This is a genomic window from Streptomyces sp. NPDC104096, assembly GCF_055584385.1.
In genome coordinates this window covers 1-19,006 of record NZ_JBVJMD010000026.1, presented here as the reverse complement: position 1 = coordinate 19,006, position 19,006 = coordinate 1, and the positions used below count along the sequence as shown (strand labels likewise).

Genomic DNA, 19,006 nt, shown 5'->3' with positions numbered 1-19,006 from the left:
AAGGGGGGCGGTGCGACCGGGCGGAACATGGCTTGGGGGATCCATGGTGCGACAACGTTGTCTTGTGATCTGCGTATGACTCTACCGCCACAGTGGACAACGATGTCAAGAGGCGGCGACATCATTCCGGGCGGCCGTGCTCCGCCCGGGTGAGCACGCGGCGAGCCCGTACGGGGACGCGCCCTTCCGCGGTACCGCCGGCGCACGCTACTGTCCCTGCGGCTTGTGCGACCCGTGGTGCGCGACCCGTCCGGAGGAGGAGGGGCCGCGTCATGCGTTTCCGTCCCGTGTCACTGTCGCTGTTACTGGCCGCCGCGCTCGCGGTCGGCGGCAGCACCCCCGCTCTCGCGGCGACCGCCGCGAGTGCCGTGCCACCGCCCGTCCTGGTCGACGACCCGACCCCGTACGTCGATCCGCTCATCGGCACCAAGAACGGAGGCGACGTCTTCCCCGGCGCCGTCACGCCGTTCGGCATGTTCTCCTTCAGCCCCGAGAACACGCGGGGCGACGCCACCCGGACCGCGGCGCCCGGCGGCTACCAGTACGACGCCACCCGCATCCGCGGCTTCAGCCTCACCCACATGTCGGGCACCGGCTGCGCGGGCGGCAGCGGCGACATCCCGTTCTTCCCGTACGCGGGCGAGGTCACCTCGTCCCCGGCGAGCGACACCAAGGACGCGGTGTACGCGGCCGACTTCGGTCACGCCGACGAGACGGCCGGACCCGGCCACTACCGGGTGGGCCTCGCCTCCGGCGTCACCGCCGACCTCACCGCGACCGCCCGTACCGGCTCGGCCCGCTTCGACTTCCCCGCCGACAAGCCGGCCTCGCTGCTGGTGCGCACCGCCAACTCCGAGGTGGGCTCCACCGATTCGACGGTCGTGATCGACCCAGCGGCCCGTACCGTCTCCGGCTCGGTGACCTCGGGGAACTTCTGCGGCTACCTCGACCCGGAGGGCCGACGGGCCTACTACACCCTCTACTTCACCGCCCACTTCGACCGCGCGTTCAAGGCGACCGGCACCTGGCAGGACGACCGGCTCAGCCCGGGATCCACCTCGGCGAGCGGAGGCACCGGCGGCTTCTCCGCCAACGGACGGCCGGTCGCCGGCAAGGGAGCCGGCGGTTATGTCGAGTTCGCGCCCGGCACCGGCCCGGTGAACGTCAAGGTCGGCATCTCCTACGTCAGCCGCGCGGGCGCCGAGGCCAACCTCAGGGCCGAGAACCCGCCGGGCCGCTCCTTCGACGCGGTGCGCGGGGCGGCCGAACGGGCCTGGCGGGACCGTCTGTCCGCGATCCGGGTGGGCGGCGGCACGGACGCGGAGCGCACCACCTTCTACACCGCGCTCTACCACGCGCTGCTGCACCCGAACGTGATCAGTGACGCCGACCGCCGCTACCGGGGCGCAGACGACAAGGTGCACCGGGTCGGCGGCGGCCACCGGGCGCAGTACGGCACCTTCTCCGGCTGGGACGTCTACCGCTCCCAGGTCCAGCTCCTCACCCTGCTCGATCCGCGCACCGGATCGGACGTCGCGCAGTCGCTGTACGAACTGGCCCGGCAGAACGGGGGAGTCTGGGACCGCTGGCTGCACGGCGCGAGCGGCACCCATGTCATGAACGGCGACCCGTCGCCCATCGCGCTGGCCGGGATCCGGGCCTTCGGCGGCACGGACTTCGATCTGCGCGGCGCGCTGGCCTCGCTGGTGAAGGCGGCCACGGTCCCGACCGAGCAGGACCTGTCGGCGGCCGGCAAGCCGGTGCTGTCGGCCGGGCAGCGCCCGTCCCTCGACAAGTACCTGGACCTGCACTACATGCCGTCGGTCTCCAACGCCTGGGGCGGCGCGGCCGAGACCCTGGAGATGTCCGGCGCCGACTTCGCGCTCTCCCAACTCGCCTCGGCCGCACACCAGAAGGACACCCGGACCGCCTTCGCCCGCCGCGCCCAGTGGTGGCAGAACAACTTCAACCTCGCCGCCGACCCCGGCGGCGGCTACATCGCCAACCGCAAGGCCGACGGGAGCTGGGTCACCGGCTTCACCCCGGCCACCGGCAACGGTTTCGTCGAGGGCACGGCGGCGCAGTACACCTGGATGGTCCAGCACGACCCGGCCGGGCTGTTCGCCGCGATGGGCGGCCGCGACAAGGCGCTCGCCCGGCTCGACACCTTCTTCCACGACGCCGACGGCGGCTGGGCGTTCACCGGCAGCGGCGGCGAGAAGTCCGAGCTGGACAACGAGCCGTCGACCAACGTGCCCTACCTGTACGACTACGCGGGCGCCCCCTACAAGGCCCAGGAGACGGTTCGCGCGGCGATGAACCGGCTGTGGTCGACCCAGCCCGGCGGCATCCCCGGCAACGACGACCTCGGCGCCATGTCGTCCTGGTACGTCTTCTCCGCCCTCGGCATGTACCCGCAGGTCCCGTCCCGGGCCGAACTCGTCCTCGCCTCACCGCTGTTCGAGCGCATCGAGATCAGCAGACCGCACGGCGGCGACATCTCGATCCGGGCGAAGGGCGCGGCGGCGGACGCGCCGTACATCAGATCCCTGAAGGTCGACGGCCGCAGCACCCGACGGCCCTGGCTGCCCGCCTCGCTGGTGCGGGACGGCGGCCGTCTGGACTACACGCTCTCCACCACCCCCGACCGCACCTGGGGCAGCGATCCGGCCGACGCCCCGCCCTCCTTCCGGACCGGCGAACAGCCCTACCAGATCGGGGTCGGACCCACCACGGCGACGCTCACGCCCGGCGGCAGCGCCGAGTTGAGCATCCGGGCGCTGGCGCTGAACGGCGGCACCGGTCCTCAGGTGCGCTACCGGGTCGAGACGCCCGCCGGGGTCACGGCGACCCCTGCCGAGGGCACGGTGACCGACGGCTCCCAGGGCATCACGCTCACCGCCGACGCCGCCGCGCACCAGGGCTTCTACGACGTGCGGGTCACCGTGACCTCGGGCGACACCTCCTACCGCCAGCCGGTGGCGCTGACGGTCGCCGCCCCCGGCACGCTCCTCGCCGCGTACAACAACACCGGTGTCTCGGACGACGTCGGCGACCACGACGAGGCGGACTACGACGGTGGCGGCTGGAGCTACTCGCGCCAGGCCCTGGCCGCCGCCGGTCTCACCCCGGGCGCGCCGGGCACGGTGAACGGACTCGCCTTCACCTGGCCCGACTCGCCGAGCGCCCGTCCGGACAACGTCTCGGCGGCCGGACAGACCATCGAACTGGACCGGCCCGCGGGGGCGTTGTCCTTCATCGGCAGCGCCGTCAACGGCAACCAGCGGACCAGGGCGACCGTGACGTACACCGACGGCGGCACCGACACCGTCGACCTGTCCTTCACCGACTGGACGGCCGGCGGCGGCGGAGGCACCGTCCAGTACGGCAACACGGTCGTGGCCAGGACCGCCTACCGCAATGTGGCGGGCGCGGACCGGGATCCGGTGGTGACCTACGTCTTCGCCACCGAGCCGTTCACGGCCCCGGCCGGCAAGGCCGTCGCCTCGGTCCGGCTCCCGGAGGACACCGATCTGCACGTCTTCACCGTCGCCGTCGGCTGACGACGCCGAAAAGCCGAAAAGATGTGCCCTCGCCCGTTCCGCTGGCGGGGGCACATCGCCGCGTGCAAGCATCCCCGAATGGGGAAACGGCCGCTGTTGCCCGAGGAGTTCCGGGCCGAAGCGCGTACGGCCTTCGCGTTCCTGGTGGACGGCGAGGGCTTCTGTCCTGCGGAGGACATCGAGGGGGGCTTGCGCTACCGGCGCGCGGACCTGATGGTCCGCGTCTGGTTCCTGGGCGGCGCCGAGTCCGAGGTGCTGACCAGGCTGATACCGGTGGCGCCGGACGGCACCAGAGGGACCGGAGCCTGGCTGGACGACCTGTACGCGGCGGCCGAGTGCGGCCCGTCCCGGGACGTCCCGGTCTTCGCGACGACCCGCAGAGCCGTGGTCCGACGGGTCCAACAGCACGCGGACGCGCTGCGCAGACTGCTGCCCAGACTGCCCCGGCAGCCCGTCGCGCCCTGAGCGGCGCCCTGGACCGCGTACACGAGAGGGGCGGGCCCGTCACCGGACCCGCCCCTCACCGGTACCGCGTCAGACCGTCACGCCAGCAGTTCCACCTCCGCCAGCGTCGACTCGCCGTCCAGGACCAGCCGGTAGTGCGCGTACGAGCCCGGTGACCCGACCGAGAAGGCGCGGGTCTGCCGGTCCCAGGCGAACGACTCGCCGGTGCGCCGGTCCAGGGTCTTCCAGGTGGTGCCGTCCTTCGAGCCCTGAAGGGTCCAGCCCGTGGGGGCCTTCGTGCGGTCGGCGGACGAGGTGAGCGTGTACTGGACGCCCTTGGCGCCCGCGTCGACGGGCAGGTCCACCGAGGTCACCGTCGCGTCGGTCGCCGAGGTGTTGTCGAACAGGGCGCCACCGCCCTTCAGGACGTCCGCCCGCGGGGTGGGCACCCGGTCGTCCCGGGTGATCGACACGGGCCCCGCGTTCTTGCCGCTGCCCCAGGATGACGGCTTCGGTCCCATGGCGAAGTCCAGCGTCCCGCCCTTGGCGAGCAGCGTGTGGGGGAGCGAAGTCGACGGCCAGGTGCGGCCGTTCACCTTCAAGCCTTGAACGTAGACGTTTCGGCTGCTGTTCCGGGGCGCCCTGACGACCAGGTCCTTGCCGTTCTCCAGGTGGACGGTCGCCTTGGTGAACAGCGGTGAGCCGACGGCGTATTCGCCGCTGCCCATCACCAGCGGGTAGAAGCCGAGCGCGGAGAACAGGTACCAGGCCGACTGCTCGCCGTTGTCCTCGTCGCCGTGGTAGCCCTGGCCGATCGAGCTGCCGGTGTACAGGCGGGACAGGACCTCGCGGACGTTCTTCTGCGTCTTCCAGGGCCGGCCCGCCGCGTCGTACATGTAGGTGACGTGGTGCGCCACCTGGTTGGAGTGCCCGTACATGCCCATCCGCACGTCCCGGGCCTCGGTCATCTCGTGGATGACGCCGCCGTAGGAGCCCACGATGTCCGGCGAGGCGGTCTCGGCGGTGGCGAAGTAGGTGTCGAGCTTCTCGGCGAGGCCGGAGCGGCCGCCGTAGAGGTTGGCCAGGCCCCGGCTGTCCTGCGGGGCGGTGAAGGCGTAGCCCCAGCCGTTGGTCTCGGTGTAGTCGTAGCCCCAGACCCGCGGGTCGTACTGCGCCGACGCCACGCGCCAGTCGCCCTTGGCGTTCCGGCCCTGGAAGAACCCGGCCTGCGGGTCGAAGAGGTTCACGTAGTCCCGGGCGCGGTTGAGGAAGTAGGCCGACTCCTCCTTGTAGCGCTTCTCGCCGGTCTTGCGGTACAGGGCCTGCCCCATCTCGGCGATGCCGTAGTCGTTGAGGTAGCCCTCCAGTGCCCAGGACAGGCCCTCGTGGGTGTCGGTGCTGGTGTAGCCGAGGAAGGGGGAGGTGGCCATGCCCTTGCGGCCCACGCCCGAGGCCGGCGGTACGACCGTCGCGTTCTTCACGGCGGCCTCGTACGCCGCCTTCGCGTCGAAGCCGACGCCCTTGACGTACGCGTCCGCGAACGCGACGTCGGAGGACGTGCCGGTCATCAGGTCCGCGTAGCCGGGCGAGGACCAGCGCGAGGTCCAGCCGCCGTCCTTGTACTGCTGCACGAACCCGTCCACCATTTCTCCGGCCTGACGCGGCGTCAGCAGCGAGTAGGCGGGCCAGGTGGTGCGATAGGTGTCCCAGAAGCCGTTGTTGATGTACACCTTGCCGTCGACGATCTTCGCGCCGGTATGCGTGGGGGTGTCGGCGGAGGGCATCGGCGAGAACGGCGAGGCGTACCGGTAGGTGGAACCGACCTTCTCGAAGCCGGAGTTGGGGTACAGGTACAGCCGGTACAGGCTGGAGTAGAGGGTGGTCAGCTGGTCCGGCGTGGCGCCCTCGACCTCGACCTTGCCGAGCAGCCTGTCCCACTGGCCGCGGGCCCGGTTGCGCACCGTGTCGAAGGAGGTGCCGTCGGGGATCTCCTGGCGCAGGTTGTCCTTGGCCTGGTCGAGGCCGATGAGGGAGGTGGCCAGGCGCAGGGTGACGGTGCGGTCGGCGCCCGCGTCGAACCGCAGATAGCCCTTGACCCCGCTGGAGGACCCGTCCTCGACCGGCTTGTCGAAGACGCCGTAGACGAACAGCCGGGTCGCGCCGGTCGACAGCCCGGACTTCACGTCGGAGTAGCCGCTGAAGGTGCCGGTGGCCGGGTCGAGGGTGAGCCCCGCCTGCTCGGTGACGTTGTCGAAGAGGACGCTCGCGTCGTCGCCGGGGTAGGTGAAGCGCAGGACCGCCGCGTGGTCGGTCGGCGCCATCTCCGCCTTCAGCCCGTTCTCGAACCGCACCCCGTAGTAGTACGGCCGCGCGGTCTCGTTCTCGTGCCGGAAGGCCAGTTGGCGGGCCGTGCGGCCGGTGTCCGGGGTGCCGGCGGCGGCCGAGGGCATCACCTGGAAGGTCTGCCGGTCGCCCATCCAGGGGCTGGGCTCGTGGCTCGCGCTGAACGCCTGGATCGTCGGGAGGTTGTCGGCGTTGTTCGCACGTGCGTAGTCGTACAGCCAGCTCAGCGAGGACGCGTTGGTCACCGGCGTCCAGAAGTTGAAGCCGTGCGGCACGGCCGTCGCGGGGAAGGTGTTGCCGCGGGAGAAGGAGCCGCTGGAGTTGGTGCCGCGGGTGGTGAGCGCGTAGTCCGCCAGATGGGCCTTCGGCTTCTGCGGTGCCGCGGTGCGGATCTTCACGTCGTCGAGCCAGCCGCGGAACTTCGCCGGGCCGGCCGGGGAGTCGTACGCCACCAGGATCCGGTCGACGGTCTTGCCTGCCGCGACCGATCCGATCCGCGCGACGACGTCGTTCCACTGGTTGACGTAGAGCACCTTGGCGTCGCCCTGCCCCTGGGGGGTGAGCGCGAAGCCGTGCTGGTCGGTGGCGCCCAGCCCGCTGAGGTAGGTGCCGTCGGTGAAGGCCAGGTCCACGGCGACGTGGGTGGCGTCGTAGTCGCGGTCGCCGTCCGCCATGGACGGGAAGATCCGGTAGGCCAGCTCGGTGTCACGGCCGACGGCCACGTTCACGTCGAAGAGCTTGTTGTACGAGTACGCGCGTCCCGCCGCCGTGTGCCGCCCGGCGTAGCGCAGGGCCCGGGTGCCGGTGTACCCGGCGGCCGCCTTGGCGGTGGGCGAGCCGCTCGGGCCCCGGTCCACCAGCGAGAGCATCGCGGGCGGGACGGGCCCGTCGCCGCCGCCGGTGGAGAACTGCACGTCGGCGAGCTGGACGATGCCGGAGGCGCCGTTGTTGCGGGTGACCTCCAGCCGGAAGTGCCGGTAACCTGCGGCCGGTTCGGCGAGGTCGTAGGACTTGGTCTGGAACCGTTCGGCGAAGCTCTCGCCGGAGCGGGTGTCGAGGGTCGTCCACCGGGTGCCGTCGGCCGACCCCTTCAGGGTCCAGTCCCGCGGGTCGCGTTCGGCGTAGTCGTTGGCCGAGGTGAGGGCGTACGTCACGAGGGCCAGCGGCTTGTCGAGGTCGAACTCGACCCAGCCGGTCGGCTCGAAGGCCAGCCACTTGGTGCCCGGGTCACCGTCGACGAGGTTCTCCTTCACCTCGCCGCTGCCGGTGTTCTCGGCGCTCGCCCGTAGGTCGGTGACGTGGTCGGTGGCGTTGCCCGGGATGCCGGTGCTGTAGCCGCCGTCGACGCCCGAGGCCCGGTCGCTGCCGTCGGCGGCCGTGTCGACGGTGCTGAGCCAGTCCGGGGCCGGGTCGCCCGCTTCGAACGAGGAGCTGAACTCCCGGTCCGCCGCCGTGGTCGCGGGCTGCGCGACCGCGGCTCCCTGTGCACCCACCGTCATGACCAAGGCGGCTGTCAAGGCGACCGCCGTACCCCATCCGTGCCGAGTTCTGTGCCGCATCCGAGGGAGTCCTCCCTGCACTGGACAACGTTGTCAACTATCAGGCGCAGGGACCAGTAGTGGGTCAAGTGGCCCTTGGTGTCAAGGGTGTTGACCGCGGCATTCGGGGCCTATGTAGCGGATTTTTCCGGCAAGGCGCGCACAGGCGGCTCATATTTCCGGGAGGTCTCAACTCGGAAAAGACCGATGACCAACGTTGCATTCGATCTTGCCCTGTTGGCGGGAAGTGGACTATACCTGTCGGCGATTCGAGGAACTGCACGCCCTGTACGACCCTGCTTGACCTGACCGCGGTGCCGGGAGGATCCGGTTCACCGCCTGAGTCCTGTGAGAAGGCGAGGACTTGAGCATGGGATCCACTTCCGCAGAGAACCACGGTTCCGAAGGTGTGGGCCGTCGCGCCCTGATTCAGCGGTCGGCCGCGCTCGGCCTGATCTCCGTACCGACGATGAGCTTCCTGTCCGCCTGCGCCAGCGGTGGCGGGAGTGACGACTCCACGAAGGACGCCAACAAGGGGAAGACCAGCAAGGACAATCCCTTCGGCGTGGAGAAGGGCAGCAAGCTCGACGTCGTCATCTTCAAGGGCGGCTACGGCGACGACTACGCCAAGGCGTGGGAGGCGACCTTCCAGAAGACGGCCGGCGTCACCTCGACCCACACCGGCACCCAGGAGATCAGCGGCAAGCTCCAGCCCCGCTTCAACGCGGGCAACCCGCCGGACATCGTCGACGACTCCGGCGCCCAGCAGATCAAGGTCGACGTCCTGTACAAGAACGACCAACTGCTCGACCTCGCCGAGGTCCTGGACGCGCCGTCGGTCGACGACCCTTCCAAGAAGGTCCGCGACACCCTGATCCCCGGCACCACCGACCCGGGCCTGCAGGAGGGCAAGGTCGTCGCCCTCAACTACATCTACACGGTGTGGGGCCTGTGGTACTCCGGCAAGCTCTTCAAGGAGAAGGGCTGGACCGAGCCCAAGACCTGGGACGACTTCCTCGCCATCTGCAAGGACGCGAAGTCCCAGGGCATCGGCGGTCTCGCGCACCAGGGCAAGTACCCGTACTACATCAATGTCGCCATCATGGACATGATCGCCAAGAAGGGCGGTCTGGACGCCATGAAGGCGATCGACAACCTCGACCCGAAGGCGTTCGTCGGCTCCGACGCCGCACAGGCCGGCGTCGAGGCGATCTACGAGATCGTCGAGAAGGGCTATCTGATGCCCGGCACGAACGGTCTGACCCACACCGAGTCGCAGACCCGCTGGAACCAGTACAAGGCCGCCTTCATCACCTGCGGTTCCTGGCTGGAGAACGAGCAGCTGAAGCAGACCCCGGACGACTTCGACATGAAGTTCATGCCGATGCCGCTGCTGCCCGGCAGCGCGATGCCGTTCGAGGCGATCCGGGCCGGCTCCGGCGAGCCGTTCATCATCCCCAAGAAGGCCAAGAACCTGCCCGCCGCGAAGGAGTTCATGCGGCGGATGCTGTCCAAGGAGTGGTCGACCTCGTTCGCCAAGGAGGCCAACTCGCTGACCATCCTCAAGGACGGCGTCGACTCCGCCGTCCAGCTCCGGCCGGGCACCCAGTCCACGGTCGAGGCGTCCAAGGCGGCCGGTGACAACACCTTCCGGTTCCTGTACACCGAGTGGTACAGCGAGATGGGCGCGTCCATCGAGGCGGCCTCCAACGAGCTCATGTCCAAGCGCATCCAGCCCAAGGAGTGGCTGAAGCGGGCGCAGGCGGCGGTCGACAAGGCGGCCAAGGACCCGGCGTCCAAGAAGAACCACCGCGACTGACCGCGCTCGACGAGGCGGAACCCGGGCCGGAAACCGCTCCGGCCCGGGGGAAGGACACCAGGGGCAGGAACGCCATGCGCAAAGGGCAGTACAGGTTCGTCGCGGGATTTCTCCTCGTTCCCGTGGCGCTTTATCTGATCTTCGTCATCTGGCCGTACATCCAGACGTTCGGCTATTCGCTGACGAACTGGAAGGGACAGTCGCAGACCTTCGACTTCGTGGGCCTGGACAACTACAAGACCCTCTTCCAGGACGACGTCTTCCTGAAGGCCATCTGGCACAACATCCAGTTCCTGGTGTTCATCCCGGTGATCACCATTCTGCTGTCGATCTTCTTCGCCTTCATGGTGAACGTGGGCGGACGCAGTCGTGCCGGCGGCGTCAGCGGGGTCGCCGGGTCGTCGTTCTACAAAATCGTCTACTTCTTCCCGCAGGTGCTGTCGCTCGCGATTCTCGCGGTGCTCTTCAACGCGGTGTACCGCAGCGACGGCGGCGGCATGCTCAACGGACTGCTCATCAAACTGGGACTGGTCGACCCCGACAGCCCGGTGGAATGGCTCAACGAGCCCGGCATCGTGCGCTGGGCGCTCATCCTCGTCGTCGTCTGGCACGGGGTGGGCTTCTACCTGGTGCTGTTCTCGGCCGCCATGCAGTCGATCCCGAGGGACGTCTACGAGGCCGCCCTCATCGACGGAGCCGGCCGCGCCCAGTCCTTCTTCCGCATCACGCTGCCGCTGCTGTGGGACACCGTCCAGACCGCCTGGGTGTACCTGGGCATCGTGGCCATGGACATGTTCGTCCTGGTCTCGTCGATGACCGCGAGCATGGGCGCCTACGGCGGCGGGCCCAACCACGAGAGCGACGTCATGTCGACCGTGATGATGCGCAACTTCCTCTACTTCGGAAAGAGCGGCTACGCCTGCGCGATGGGCGTGATCATGCTGCTGCTCACCCTGGTCCTGTCCGTGGTCACACTGCGCGCCACCCGCCGTGAGCGCATCGAGTTCTGAGCGGGAGAGACGACGACGATGAGCACCCCCATCAAGGAGACCACGCAGGTCCCCGCCCAGCGGTCCGCGGGCAGGACCCCGGTCCGCCCCGACGGCCGGCCCCGCGAGGGCGTCGTGCTGAACGCCTTCTCCCACGGGTTCCTCGCCCTGTGGGCCCTGCTGATCGTGCTGCCGCTGGTGTGGCTGGTCCTCAGCTCCTTCAAGACCGACGCCCAGATCGGCGGCTCGGCCTTCGGCTGGCCGCAGCACTGGTCACTGGACGTGTTCTCCCGGGCCTGGAGGACGGGTATCGGCGACTACCTCCTCAACACCGTCATCGTGCTGGTGTTCTCGGTGCCGCTGACGATGCTCTTCGGCTCGATGGCCGCGTACGTGCTGGCCCGCTACCGGTTCCCGGGCAACCGGTTCCTCTACTACTTCTTCGTCGCCGGCGCGATGTTCCCGGTGTTCCTGGCCCTGGTGCCGCTGTTCTTCATGGTCAAACGCCTGGACATGCTGAACACCTACCAGGGCCTGATCCTGGTCTACGTCGCCTACTCGCTGCCGTTCACGGTGTTCTTCATGCACGCCTTCTTCCGGACCCTGCCGACGGCCGTCTTCGAGGCGGCGATCCTCGACGGGGCCTCGCACACCCGGACGTTCTTCCAGGTGATGCTGCCGATGGCGAAGCCCGGTCTGATCAGCGTCGGGATCTTCAACACGCTGGGGCAGTGGAACCAGTTCATCCTGCCGACGGTCCTGATGCAGCCGCAGAGCGGCGACGACCCCGAGCGCTACGTGCTCACCCAGGGACTGATCCAGCTTCAGCAGCAGATGGGCTACGCGACCGACCTGCCGGTCCTCTTCGCGGGCGTGACCATCGCGATGATCCCGATGCTGGTGGTCTATCTGTCCTTCCAGCGCCAGGTACAGGCGGGACTGACCTCGGCCACGCTGAAGTAGCGCTCCGCAGGCGCCCGAGCGCACACCGTTCCCGGGGTCGGGAGCGGTGTGCGCCGCTGCGCGCAGTACCCCGGAAATTGTTCAACCTCTTGACGGGAGGCAACCCGAACGGCTCAGCTTAGAGTTCACTAGTTGGACATAGACGGGGCCTCATCGAGGCGGTCCCGTGCGCAGGAGGTCGTCGTGGAGACTCCAGGGTCGCAGTCGTCGCTGCACCGAGCCAACCTGGAGCGGGTCGTCCGTGCCGTCCGGCTGGCGGGATCGCTCACCCAGGCGGAGATCGCGAGGACGACGGGCCTGTCGGCGGCGACGGTCTCCAATATCGTCCGTGAACTCAAGGACGGTGGGACCGTCGAGGTCACGCCCACCTCGGCGGGCGGCCGCCGGGCCCGCAGCGTCTCGCTGAGCGGCGCCGCCGGCATCGTCATCGGGGTCGATTTCGGACATACGCACCTACGGGTCGCGGTGGGCAATCTGGCCCATCAGGTCCTGGCCGAGGAGTCCGAGCCGCTGGACGTCGACGCCTCTTCCGCCCAGGGCTTCGACCGGGCGGAAGAGCTGGTCAACCGCTTGATCTCGGCCACCGGAACGGACCGTTCGAAGATCGCGGGCGTGGGCCTGGGCGTGCCCGGGCCGATCGACGTGGAGTCCGGCACCCTGGGCTCGACCGCGATCCTGCCGGGCTGGACCGGAAGCAGACCCGCCGAGGAGATGCGGGGGCGGCTCGGCGTGCCCGTCCACGTGGACAACGACGCCAACCTCGGCGCCCTCGGCGAGCTGGTCTGGGGCAGTGGCCGAGGCGTGCGTGATCTTGCTTACATCAAGGTGTCCAGCGGGGTCGGCGCGGGGCTGGTGATCGACGGGAAGATCTACCGGGGTCCCGGCGGAACCGCTGGAGAAATCGGACATATTACACTCGATGAATCAGGTCCCGTCTGCCGCTGCGGCAACCGCGGCTGCCTGGAGACCTTCACGGCCGCGCGCTATGTGCTGCCGCTGCTCCAGCCCAGTCACGGCATGGATCTGACCATGGAGGGCGTGGTGAGGCTGGCCAGGGACGGAGATCCGGGATGCCGCCGCGTGATCGGCGACGTCGGCCGGCACATCGGCAGCGGGGTCGCGAATCTCTGCAACCTGCTGAACCCCAGCCGGGTGGTCCTGGGCGGTGATCTCGCCGAGGCCGGTGAGCTGGTCCTGGGGCCCATCAGGGAGTCCGTGGGGCGCTATGCCATCCCCAGTGCGGCCCGCCAGCTCTCGGTGCTCCCGGGGGCGCTCGGGGGGCGCGCCGAGGTGCTCGGAGCGCTGGCTCTCGCGCTCAACGAGATGGGCGATTCAACCCTTTTGGATGGGTCCCTCGCCGCCGCCGCACCTGCCTTCACTTAGAGAACGAAACACGCCGTTGCCAACCCGTTAAGTATTTACTTCTTGACGTCGCACGCGTGGCCGAGTTGACTTCCAGCCACCTCGGCCGCAGCGTTGCGGCCCTGTCAGGGAGGCACCACCAATGAACAGCACGATGCGTAGAGTCGTCATCGGTACCGCTGCCGTTTCCATGGCCCTTTCCGTGGCCGCCTGCGGCAAGGCCGGCGACAAGGACTCCGACAGCAGCAGCTCCTCCTCGTCGGACAGCAAGACCATCGGTCTCCTGCTCCCCGACAGCGTCACCGCGCGCTACGAGAAGTTCGACAAGCCGCTGTTCGAGGCCAAGGTCAAGGAGCTGTGCTCGGACTGCAACGTCGAGTACGCGAACGCGGCCGGCGACGCTGCCAAGCAGGCCCAGCAGGTCAGCAGCATGATCACCAAGGGCGTCAAGGTCCTCGTGATCAGCGCGCAGGACTCGGCCGCCATCAAGTCCTCCATCCAGACCGCGGTGGACAAGGGCATCAAGGTCGTCGCGTACGACCGTCTCGCCCAGGGCCCGGTCTCGGCCTACGTGTCCTTCGACAACCAGAAGGTCGGCGAGCTCCAGGGTGAGGCCCTCCTCGCCGCGCTCGGCTCCAAGGCCACCCCGAAGTCGAAGATCGTCATGATCAACGGCGACGACGCGGACCCGAACGCCGGTCAGTTCAAGGCGGGTGCCCACAAGGCCCTCGACGGCAAGGTCGACATCGCGTACGAGCAGTCCGGTCTGTGGAAGGACACGGTCGCCGCTCAGAAGGTGTCCGCCGCCATCACCCAGCTCGGTGCCAAGAACATCGCGGGCGTCTACTCCGCCAACGACGGCATGGCCGGTGGTATCGCCAACACCCTCAAGGGCGCGAAGATCAGCGGCATCCCGCTGACGGGCCAGGACGCCGAGCTCGCGGGCATCCAGCGCATCGTCGCCGGCACCCAGTCCTCCACGGTCTACAAGGCCTTCAAGCCGGAGGCGGACGCCGCTGCCCAGCTCGCGGTCAACCTGCTCCAGGGCAAGGACATCAAGTCCCTGGCCACCCAGGAGCTCACCAGCGGCTCCGGCGACAAGGTGCCCTCGCAGCTGCTGACCCCGGTCTCGGTCACCAAGGCCAACATCAAGGACACGGTGGTCAAGGACGGTCTGTACTCCGTCGCCGACATCTGCACCGCGGACTTCGCCGCGGCCTGCAAGACCGCCGGCCTGCAGTAAGCAGTCCGTCTCGGGCGACCACCCGCACCCCGGGTGGCCGCCCGAGTCATGACCGCCCGGCGGTCCCGCGAACCTGTCCGACGCCTGCCCCACCTTCACACCCCGCTGCGGGGCGGGCGTCGGATGGAACCGTTGCGAAGTACGACGGATTCGCGCATGTTCATCTTGTAAACCTTGTGCTTCTCGCACATCCCTCCGCGCCTGTTTGATCGAGCGCGGCATCCCCGCCGGTCAGGCGGCGAAGGAGATGGTTCACGTGTCCGCTACGCCCGTGCTGGCGTTGCGCGGAGTCTCCAAGCGGTTCGGTGCGGTTCAGGCCCTCACCGACGTAGAGCTGGAGGTCCACGCCGGAGAAGTGGTCGCCCTGGTGGGCGACAACGGCGCCGGAAAGTCCACCCTGGTCAAGACGATCGCGGGTGTCCACCCCATCGATGAGGGCGTCATCGAGTGGGAGGGCAAGGCGGTCAGCATCAACAAGCCGCACGACGCCTCGGGACTCGGCGTCGCGACGGTCTACCAGGACCTCGCCCTGTGCGACAACCTCGATGTGGTGGGCAACCTCTACCTCGGTCGCGAACTGAAGCACCGTGGTGCGATCGACGAGGTCACCATGGAGCAGAAGGCGCGCGAGCTGCTGAGCACGCTCTCCATCCGCATCCCGAGCGTGCGCATCCCGATCGCGAGCCTTTCCGGTGGTCAGCGCCAGGTCGTGGCCATCGCCCGCGCCCTCATCGGTGACCCCAAGGTCGTCATCCTCGACGAGCCGACCGCCGCCCTCGGCGTCGAGCAGACCGCGCAGGTCCTCGACCTGGTCGAGCGGCTGCGCGAGCGCAACCTCGGCGTCATCCTCATCAGCCACAACATGGCCGATGTGAAGGCCGTCGCGGACACCGTCGCCGTCCTGCGCCTGGGCAAGAACAACGGCTCCTTCTCCGTGAAGGACACCAGCCACGAAGAGATCATCGCCGCGATCACCGGAGCCACGGACAACGCCGTGACCCGTCGTGCGGGGCGTCGCAGCGCGGAGGCCGCAAAGTGAGCGACACGTCCAAGGTTTCCAAGGCGGAGGCCGAGGTGGAGCACCAGAGCACGGTCGCTCCCACCGATGACCCCACCGCCGCCCCGGTCGCCGTCGTCGACCCGCGTCTGCTGGTCCGCGAAGAGGGCCTCAAGGGCTACGTCACCGAGTTCAAGCGCAAGATCAAGGGTGGCGAGCTGGGCTCGCTGCCGGTCTTCGTCGGTCTGATCGTCATCTGGACGATCTTCCAGACGCAGAACGACCGGTTCCTCAGCGCCGACAACCTGTCGAACATCAGCTACTTCCTCTCGGCCACCGGCATGCTCGCCATCGGCCTGGTGTTCGTCCTGCTGCTCGGTGAGATCGACCTCTCCGTCGGCTCGGTCAGCGGCCTGGCCTCCACGGTCTTCGCCGTGTTCGTGGTCAACCACAGCATGAACCCGTGGCTGGCCCTGGTCCTGACCATCGCGACCGGTGCCGCCATCGGCGCGCTCCAGGGCTGGTTCTTCGCCCGGATCGGCGTGCCCGCCTTCGTCGTGACGCTGGCCGGCTTCCTGGGCTGGAGCGGTCTGATGCTGTGGCTGCTCGGTTCGAGCGGCACCATCAACATCCCGGCCGAGGACGGCCCGGTGCACCTGCTCGGCCAGAGCTCCTTCTTCATGGACCAGGCCATCATCGGCGCCTACGTGCTGGCCGGCCTCGCCGTCCTGTCGATGCTCGTCGGTTCGTTCATGGAGCAGCGCCGCCGCAAGGCCGCCAAGGTGCCCTTCCGCCCCACCAGCGAGATCCTGCTGCGCGTCGGCGCGCTCGCCGTGGCCGCCTTCGCCGCCGCGGCCGTGCTGAACAACGCCTCCGGTGTCTCCAACGCCCTGGTGATCTTCCTCGCCTCCCTGGTGATCGTCGACTTCGTGCTGCGCCGCACCACGTACGGCCGCAAGATCTTCGCGGTCGGCGGTGGCATCGAGGCGGCCCGCCGGGCCGGCATCAGCGTCCCGATGGTCCGCATCACCGTCTTCGCCATCTCCGGTTCCTTCGCGGCCATCGGCGGTATGTTCTTCGCCGGCCAGACCGCGAGCGCCACGCTGAACGCCGGTGGCGGCAACACCCTGATGCTCGCCATCGCGGCGGCCGTCATCGGTGGTACGAGCCTCTTCGGTGGTCGCGGAAACGTCTGGTCGGCCCTCCTGGGCATGCTGGTCATCCAGTCGATCCAGACGGGTCTGGACCTGCTCAACATGAACACCTCCATCCAGTACATGATCACTGGTGCGGTGCTCCTGGGCGCGGTCGTCATCGACTCCGTCTCCCGCAAGAGCCAGAAGGCCGCGGGCCGCGCGTAACGCCGTACCGGGGCCGCCGCGCAATCCCGCGGCGGCCCCCGCGGAAGATCCTGTGCCCGGCACCAACGGCGGTGCCGGGCACAGGTATGTCATAAGCCGGGCCGTCGTGGGTACGGCCGTCCGTGTGACCCACGACGAAGGGCCCGGGCGTCACGCGCCGGGGCGGAACATTAGACTCGACGAGCCCGGCAACAGCTCGATCAGCTTTTTAAGTGCAAGGAGGCACGGGTGCCGCTGCTGACCCGCATCAGGGGACCGCGCGATCTGGACCGGCTCAGCCTGGAGGAGCTGGACCAGCTGGCAGGGGAGATCCGGACCTTCCTCGTCGACGCCGTGTCCAAGACAGGCGGCCACCTCGGCCCCAACCTCGGCGTGGTCGAGCTCACCATCGCCCTGCACCGCGTCTTCGAGTCCCCGAAGGACAAGGTCCTGTGGGACACGGGCCACCAGTCCTACGTGCACAAGCTGCTCACCGGACGCCAGGACTTCTCGAGGCTGAAGATGAAGGGCGGCCTGTCCGGCTACCCCTCGCAGGCCGAGTCCGAGCACGACGTCATCGAGAACAGCCACGCCTCCACGGTGCTCGGCTGGGCCGACGGCCTCGCCAAGGCCAACGAACTGCGCAAGCGCGACAGCCACGTGGTCGCCGTGATCGGTGACGGCGCGCTGACCGGCGGCATGGCCTGGGAGGCGCTCAACAACATCGCCGACGCCAAGGACCGCCCGCTGGTCATCGTCGTCAACGACAACGAGCGCTCGTACGCGCCGACCATCGGCGGCCTCGCCAACCACCTCGCCACGCTGCGCACCACCGACGGCTACGAGCGCTTCCTGGCCCGCGGCAAGGACCTCCTGGAGCGCACCCCCGTCGTGGGCAAGCCGCTCTACGAGACCCTGCACGGCGCGAAGAAGGGCCTGAAGGACTTCATCGCCCCGCAGGGCATGTTCGAGGACCTCGGCCTGAAGTACGTGGGCCCGATCGACGGCCACGACATCGAGGCCCTGGAGTCCGCGCTGGCCCGCGCCAAGCGCTTCGGCGGCCCCGTCATCGTGCACTGCCTCACCGAGAAGGGCCGCGGCTACCAGCCCGCCCTCCAGGACGAGGCCGACCGCTTCCACGCCGTCGGCAAGATCCACCCCGACACGGGCCTGCCGATCGCCTCCTCCGGCGCCGACTGGACCTCCGTCTTCGGCGACGAGATGGTCGAGCTCGGCAAGGAGCGCGAGGACATCGTCGCCATCACGGCCGCCATGCTCCAGCCGGTCGGCCTGGACAAGTTCGCCAAGACCTTCCCCGACCGCGTCTACGACGTCGGCATCGCCGAGCAGCACGCCGCCGTCTCGGCCGCGGGCCTGGCCGCCGGCGGTGTCCACCCGGTCTTCGCCGTGTACGCCACCTTCCTCAACCGCGCCTTCGACCAGGTGCTGATGGACGTGGCACTGCACAAGTGCGGGGTCACCTTCGTCCTGGACCGGGCCGGCGTCACCGGCACCGACGGCGCCTCCCACAACGGCATGTGGGACATGTCGATCCTCCAGGTCGTCCCCGGCCTCAGGCTGGCCGCCCCGCGCGACGCCGACCAGGTCCGCGCCCAGCTGCGCGAGGCCGTCGCCGTCGAGGACGCGCCCACCGTGGTCCGCTTCTCCAAGGGCGCCGTCGGCCCCGCCGTACCGGCCGTCGGCCGGATCGGGGGCATGGACGTGCTGCGCGAGCCGGGCACCGGCACCCCCGACGTGCTCCTGGTCTCCGTCGGCGCGCTGGCGCCGATGTGCCTGGAGATCGCCGAGCTGCTCGAGAAGCAGGGCATCACCACCACCGTCGTCGACCCGCGCTGGGTCAAGCCCGTCGACGAGGCCATGGCCCCGCTCGCCGAGCGGCACAGCGTGGTCGTCACCGTCGAGGACAACTCCCGCGTCGGCGGTGTCGGTTCCGCGGTCGCGCAGGCCCTGCGCGACGCGGGCGTCGACATGCCGCTGCGCGACTTCGGCATCCCGCCGCGCTTCCTCGACCACGCCTCCCGCGCCGAGGTCATGGCGGAGATCGGGCTCACCGCGCCCGACATCGCCCGCCAGGTCACCGGCCTGGTCTCGAAGCTGGACGGACGCTTCGACCGGCCGACCGCCGAGGTCGAGCCCGCCCGCGACTGACGGCCCGAGCGCAACACCGGCACGGCCGGACGGGCCGGTTTCACCATCGAAAGGTGGTGAAACCGGCCCCTTCGCGTTGAATCTCCCGCTTTGGGGCATACGGACTAGGGCCTGTCGTTTGGATCAGGTCGGCCATGACTGACGTGACTGCTCGGCGGAGCCGAGCGGGGTGTGGTGCGTGCAGCTGCAAGGCGGAGGAGGGAGTCGACGCGGTGGGGGCACCTCCCGGCCGAAGG

11 protein-coding genes are annotated in these 19,006 nt (G+C 69.1%); 10 read left to right on the top strand and 1 reads right to left on the bottom strand.

Going from position 1 to position 19,006, the window contains the following annotated elements:
• The first annotated feature begins 272 nt into the window (after nucleotides 1-272).
• The gene (locus ACZ60B_RS24740; protein ID WP_469390424.1) at nucleotides 273-3,563 is read left to right on the top strand and encodes a GH92 family glycosyl hydrolase; all 3,291 of its coding nucleotides are present in this window, start codon (nucleotides 273-275) and stop codon (nucleotides 3,561-3,563) included.
• A gap of 78 nt (nucleotides 3,564-3,641) precedes the next feature.
• Nucleotides 3,642-4,028, top strand: a complete 387-nt coding sequence (locus ACZ60B_RS24735; RefSeq protein WP_469390422.1) for a hypothetical protein — start codon at nucleotides 3,642-3,644, stop codon at nucleotides 4,026-4,028.
• A gap of 77 nt (nucleotides 4,029-4,105) precedes the next feature.
• Here the strand turns inward: ACZ60B_RS24735 and ACZ60B_RS24730 are convergent, their stop codons facing one another.
• Nucleotides 4,106-7,849, bottom strand: a complete 3,744-nt coding sequence (locus ACZ60B_RS24730; RefSeq protein ID WP_469390563.1) for a GH92 family glycosyl hydrolase — start codon at nucleotides 7,847-7,849, stop codon at nucleotides 4,106-4,108.
• A 409-nt stretch (nucleotides 7,850-8,258) separates the two neighbouring features.
• Here ACZ60B_RS24730 and ngcE point away from each other — a divergent pair, with 409 nt between their 5' ends.
• The 8 genes from ngcE to dxs all read left to right on the top strand — a co-directional run bounded on the left by ngcE (nucleotide 8,259) and on the right by dxs (nucleotide 18,770).
• Nucleotides 8,259-9,707, top strand: coding sequence for an N-acetylglucosamine/diacetylchitobiose ABC transporter substrate-binding protein (ngcE, locus tag ACZ60B_RS24725; RefSeq protein ID WP_469390420.1), 1,449 nt, complete (start codon nucleotides 8,259-8,261; stop codon nucleotides 9,705-9,707).
• 74 nt (nucleotides 9,708-9,781) lie between these two features.
• Nucleotides 9,782-10,717 carry a carbohydrate ABC transporter permease gene (locus tag ACZ60B_RS24720; RefSeq protein WP_469390418.1) on the top strand — a complete coding sequence of 312 codons (936 nt, stop codon included), beginning with the start codon at nucleotides 9,782-9,784 and terminating at the stop codon, nucleotides 10,715-10,717.
• Nucleotides 10,718-10,735: 18 nt separating this feature from the next.
• Entirely contained in the window at nucleotides 10,736-11,659 is a 924-nt protein-coding gene (locus ACZ60B_RS24715) for a carbohydrate ABC transporter permease (RefSeq protein ID WP_469390416.1), read from the top strand.
• A 183-nt stretch (nucleotides 11,660-11,842) separates the two neighbouring features.
• The gene (locus tag ACZ60B_RS24710; protein WP_469390414.1) at nucleotides 11,843-13,042 is read left to right on the top strand and encodes an ROK family transcriptional regulator; all 1,200 of its coding nucleotides are present in this window, start codon (nucleotides 11,843-11,845) and stop codon (nucleotides 13,040-13,042) included.
• 133 nt (nucleotides 13,043-13,175) lie between these two features.
• A complete protein-coding gene (locus ACZ60B_RS24705) occupies nucleotides 13,176-14,264 on the top strand; it encodes a sugar ABC transporter substrate-binding protein (protein WP_469390412.1) in 1,089 nt (362 codons plus the stop codon).
• 247 nt (nucleotides 14,265-14,511) lie between these two features.
• A complete protein-coding gene (locus ACZ60B_RS24700) occupies nucleotides 14,512-15,303 on the top strand; it encodes an ATP-binding cassette domain-containing protein (RefSeq protein ID WP_152886235.1) in 792 nt (263 codons plus the stop codon).
• Complete coding sequence (locus tag ACZ60B_RS24695; RefSeq protein ID WP_469390409.1) at nucleotides 15,300-16,622, top strand: sugar ABC transporter permease; 1,323 nt, start codon at nucleotides 15,300-15,302, stop codon at nucleotides 16,620-16,622. Before ACZ60B_RS24700 ends, ACZ60B_RS24695 begins: the two co-directional genes overlap by 4 nt.
• A 228-nt stretch (nucleotides 16,623-16,850) precedes the next feature.
• Entirely contained in the window at nucleotides 16,851-18,770 is a 1,920-nt protein-coding gene (gene dxs / locus ACZ60B_RS24690) for a 1-deoxy-D-xylulose-5-phosphate synthase (RefSeq protein ID WP_469390407.1), read from the top strand.
• Nucleotides 18,771-19,006 lie beyond the last annotated feature (236 nt).

Bases quoted from the DNA above. Each gene is read 5' to 3' on its own strand.
- ACZ60B_RS24740 (WP_469390424.1), top strand. From the start codon at position 273: ATGCGTTTCCGTCCCGTGTCACTGTCGCTGTTACTGGCCGCCGCGCTC.
- ACZ60B_RS24735 (WP_469390422.1), top strand. From the start codon at position 3,642: ATGGGGAAACGGCCGCTGTTGCCCGAGGAGTTCCGGGCCGAAGCGCGT.
- ACZ60B_RS24730 (WP_469390563.1), bottom strand. From the start codon at position 7,849: ATGACGGTGGGTGCACAGGGAGCCGCGGTCGCGCAGCCCGCGACCACG.
- ngcE (WP_469390420.1), top strand. From the start codon at position 8,259: ATGGGATCCACTTCCGCAGAGAACCACGGTTCCGAAGGTGTGGGCCGT.
- ACZ60B_RS24720 (WP_469390418.1), top strand. From the start codon at position 9,782: ATGCGCAAAGGGCAGTACAGGTTCGTCGCGGGATTTCTCCTCGTTCCC.
- ACZ60B_RS24715 (WP_469390416.1), top strand. From the start codon at position 10,736: ATGAGCACCCCCATCAAGGAGACCACGCAGGTCCCCGCCCAGCGGTCC.
- ACZ60B_RS24705 (WP_469390412.1), top strand. From the start codon at position 13,176: ATGCGTAGAGTCGTCATCGGTACCGCTGCCGTTTCCATGGCCCTTTCC.
- ACZ60B_RS24700 (WP_152886235.1), top strand. From the start codon at position 14,512: ATGGTTCACGTGTCCGCTACGCCCGTGCTGGCGTTGCGCGGAGTCTCC.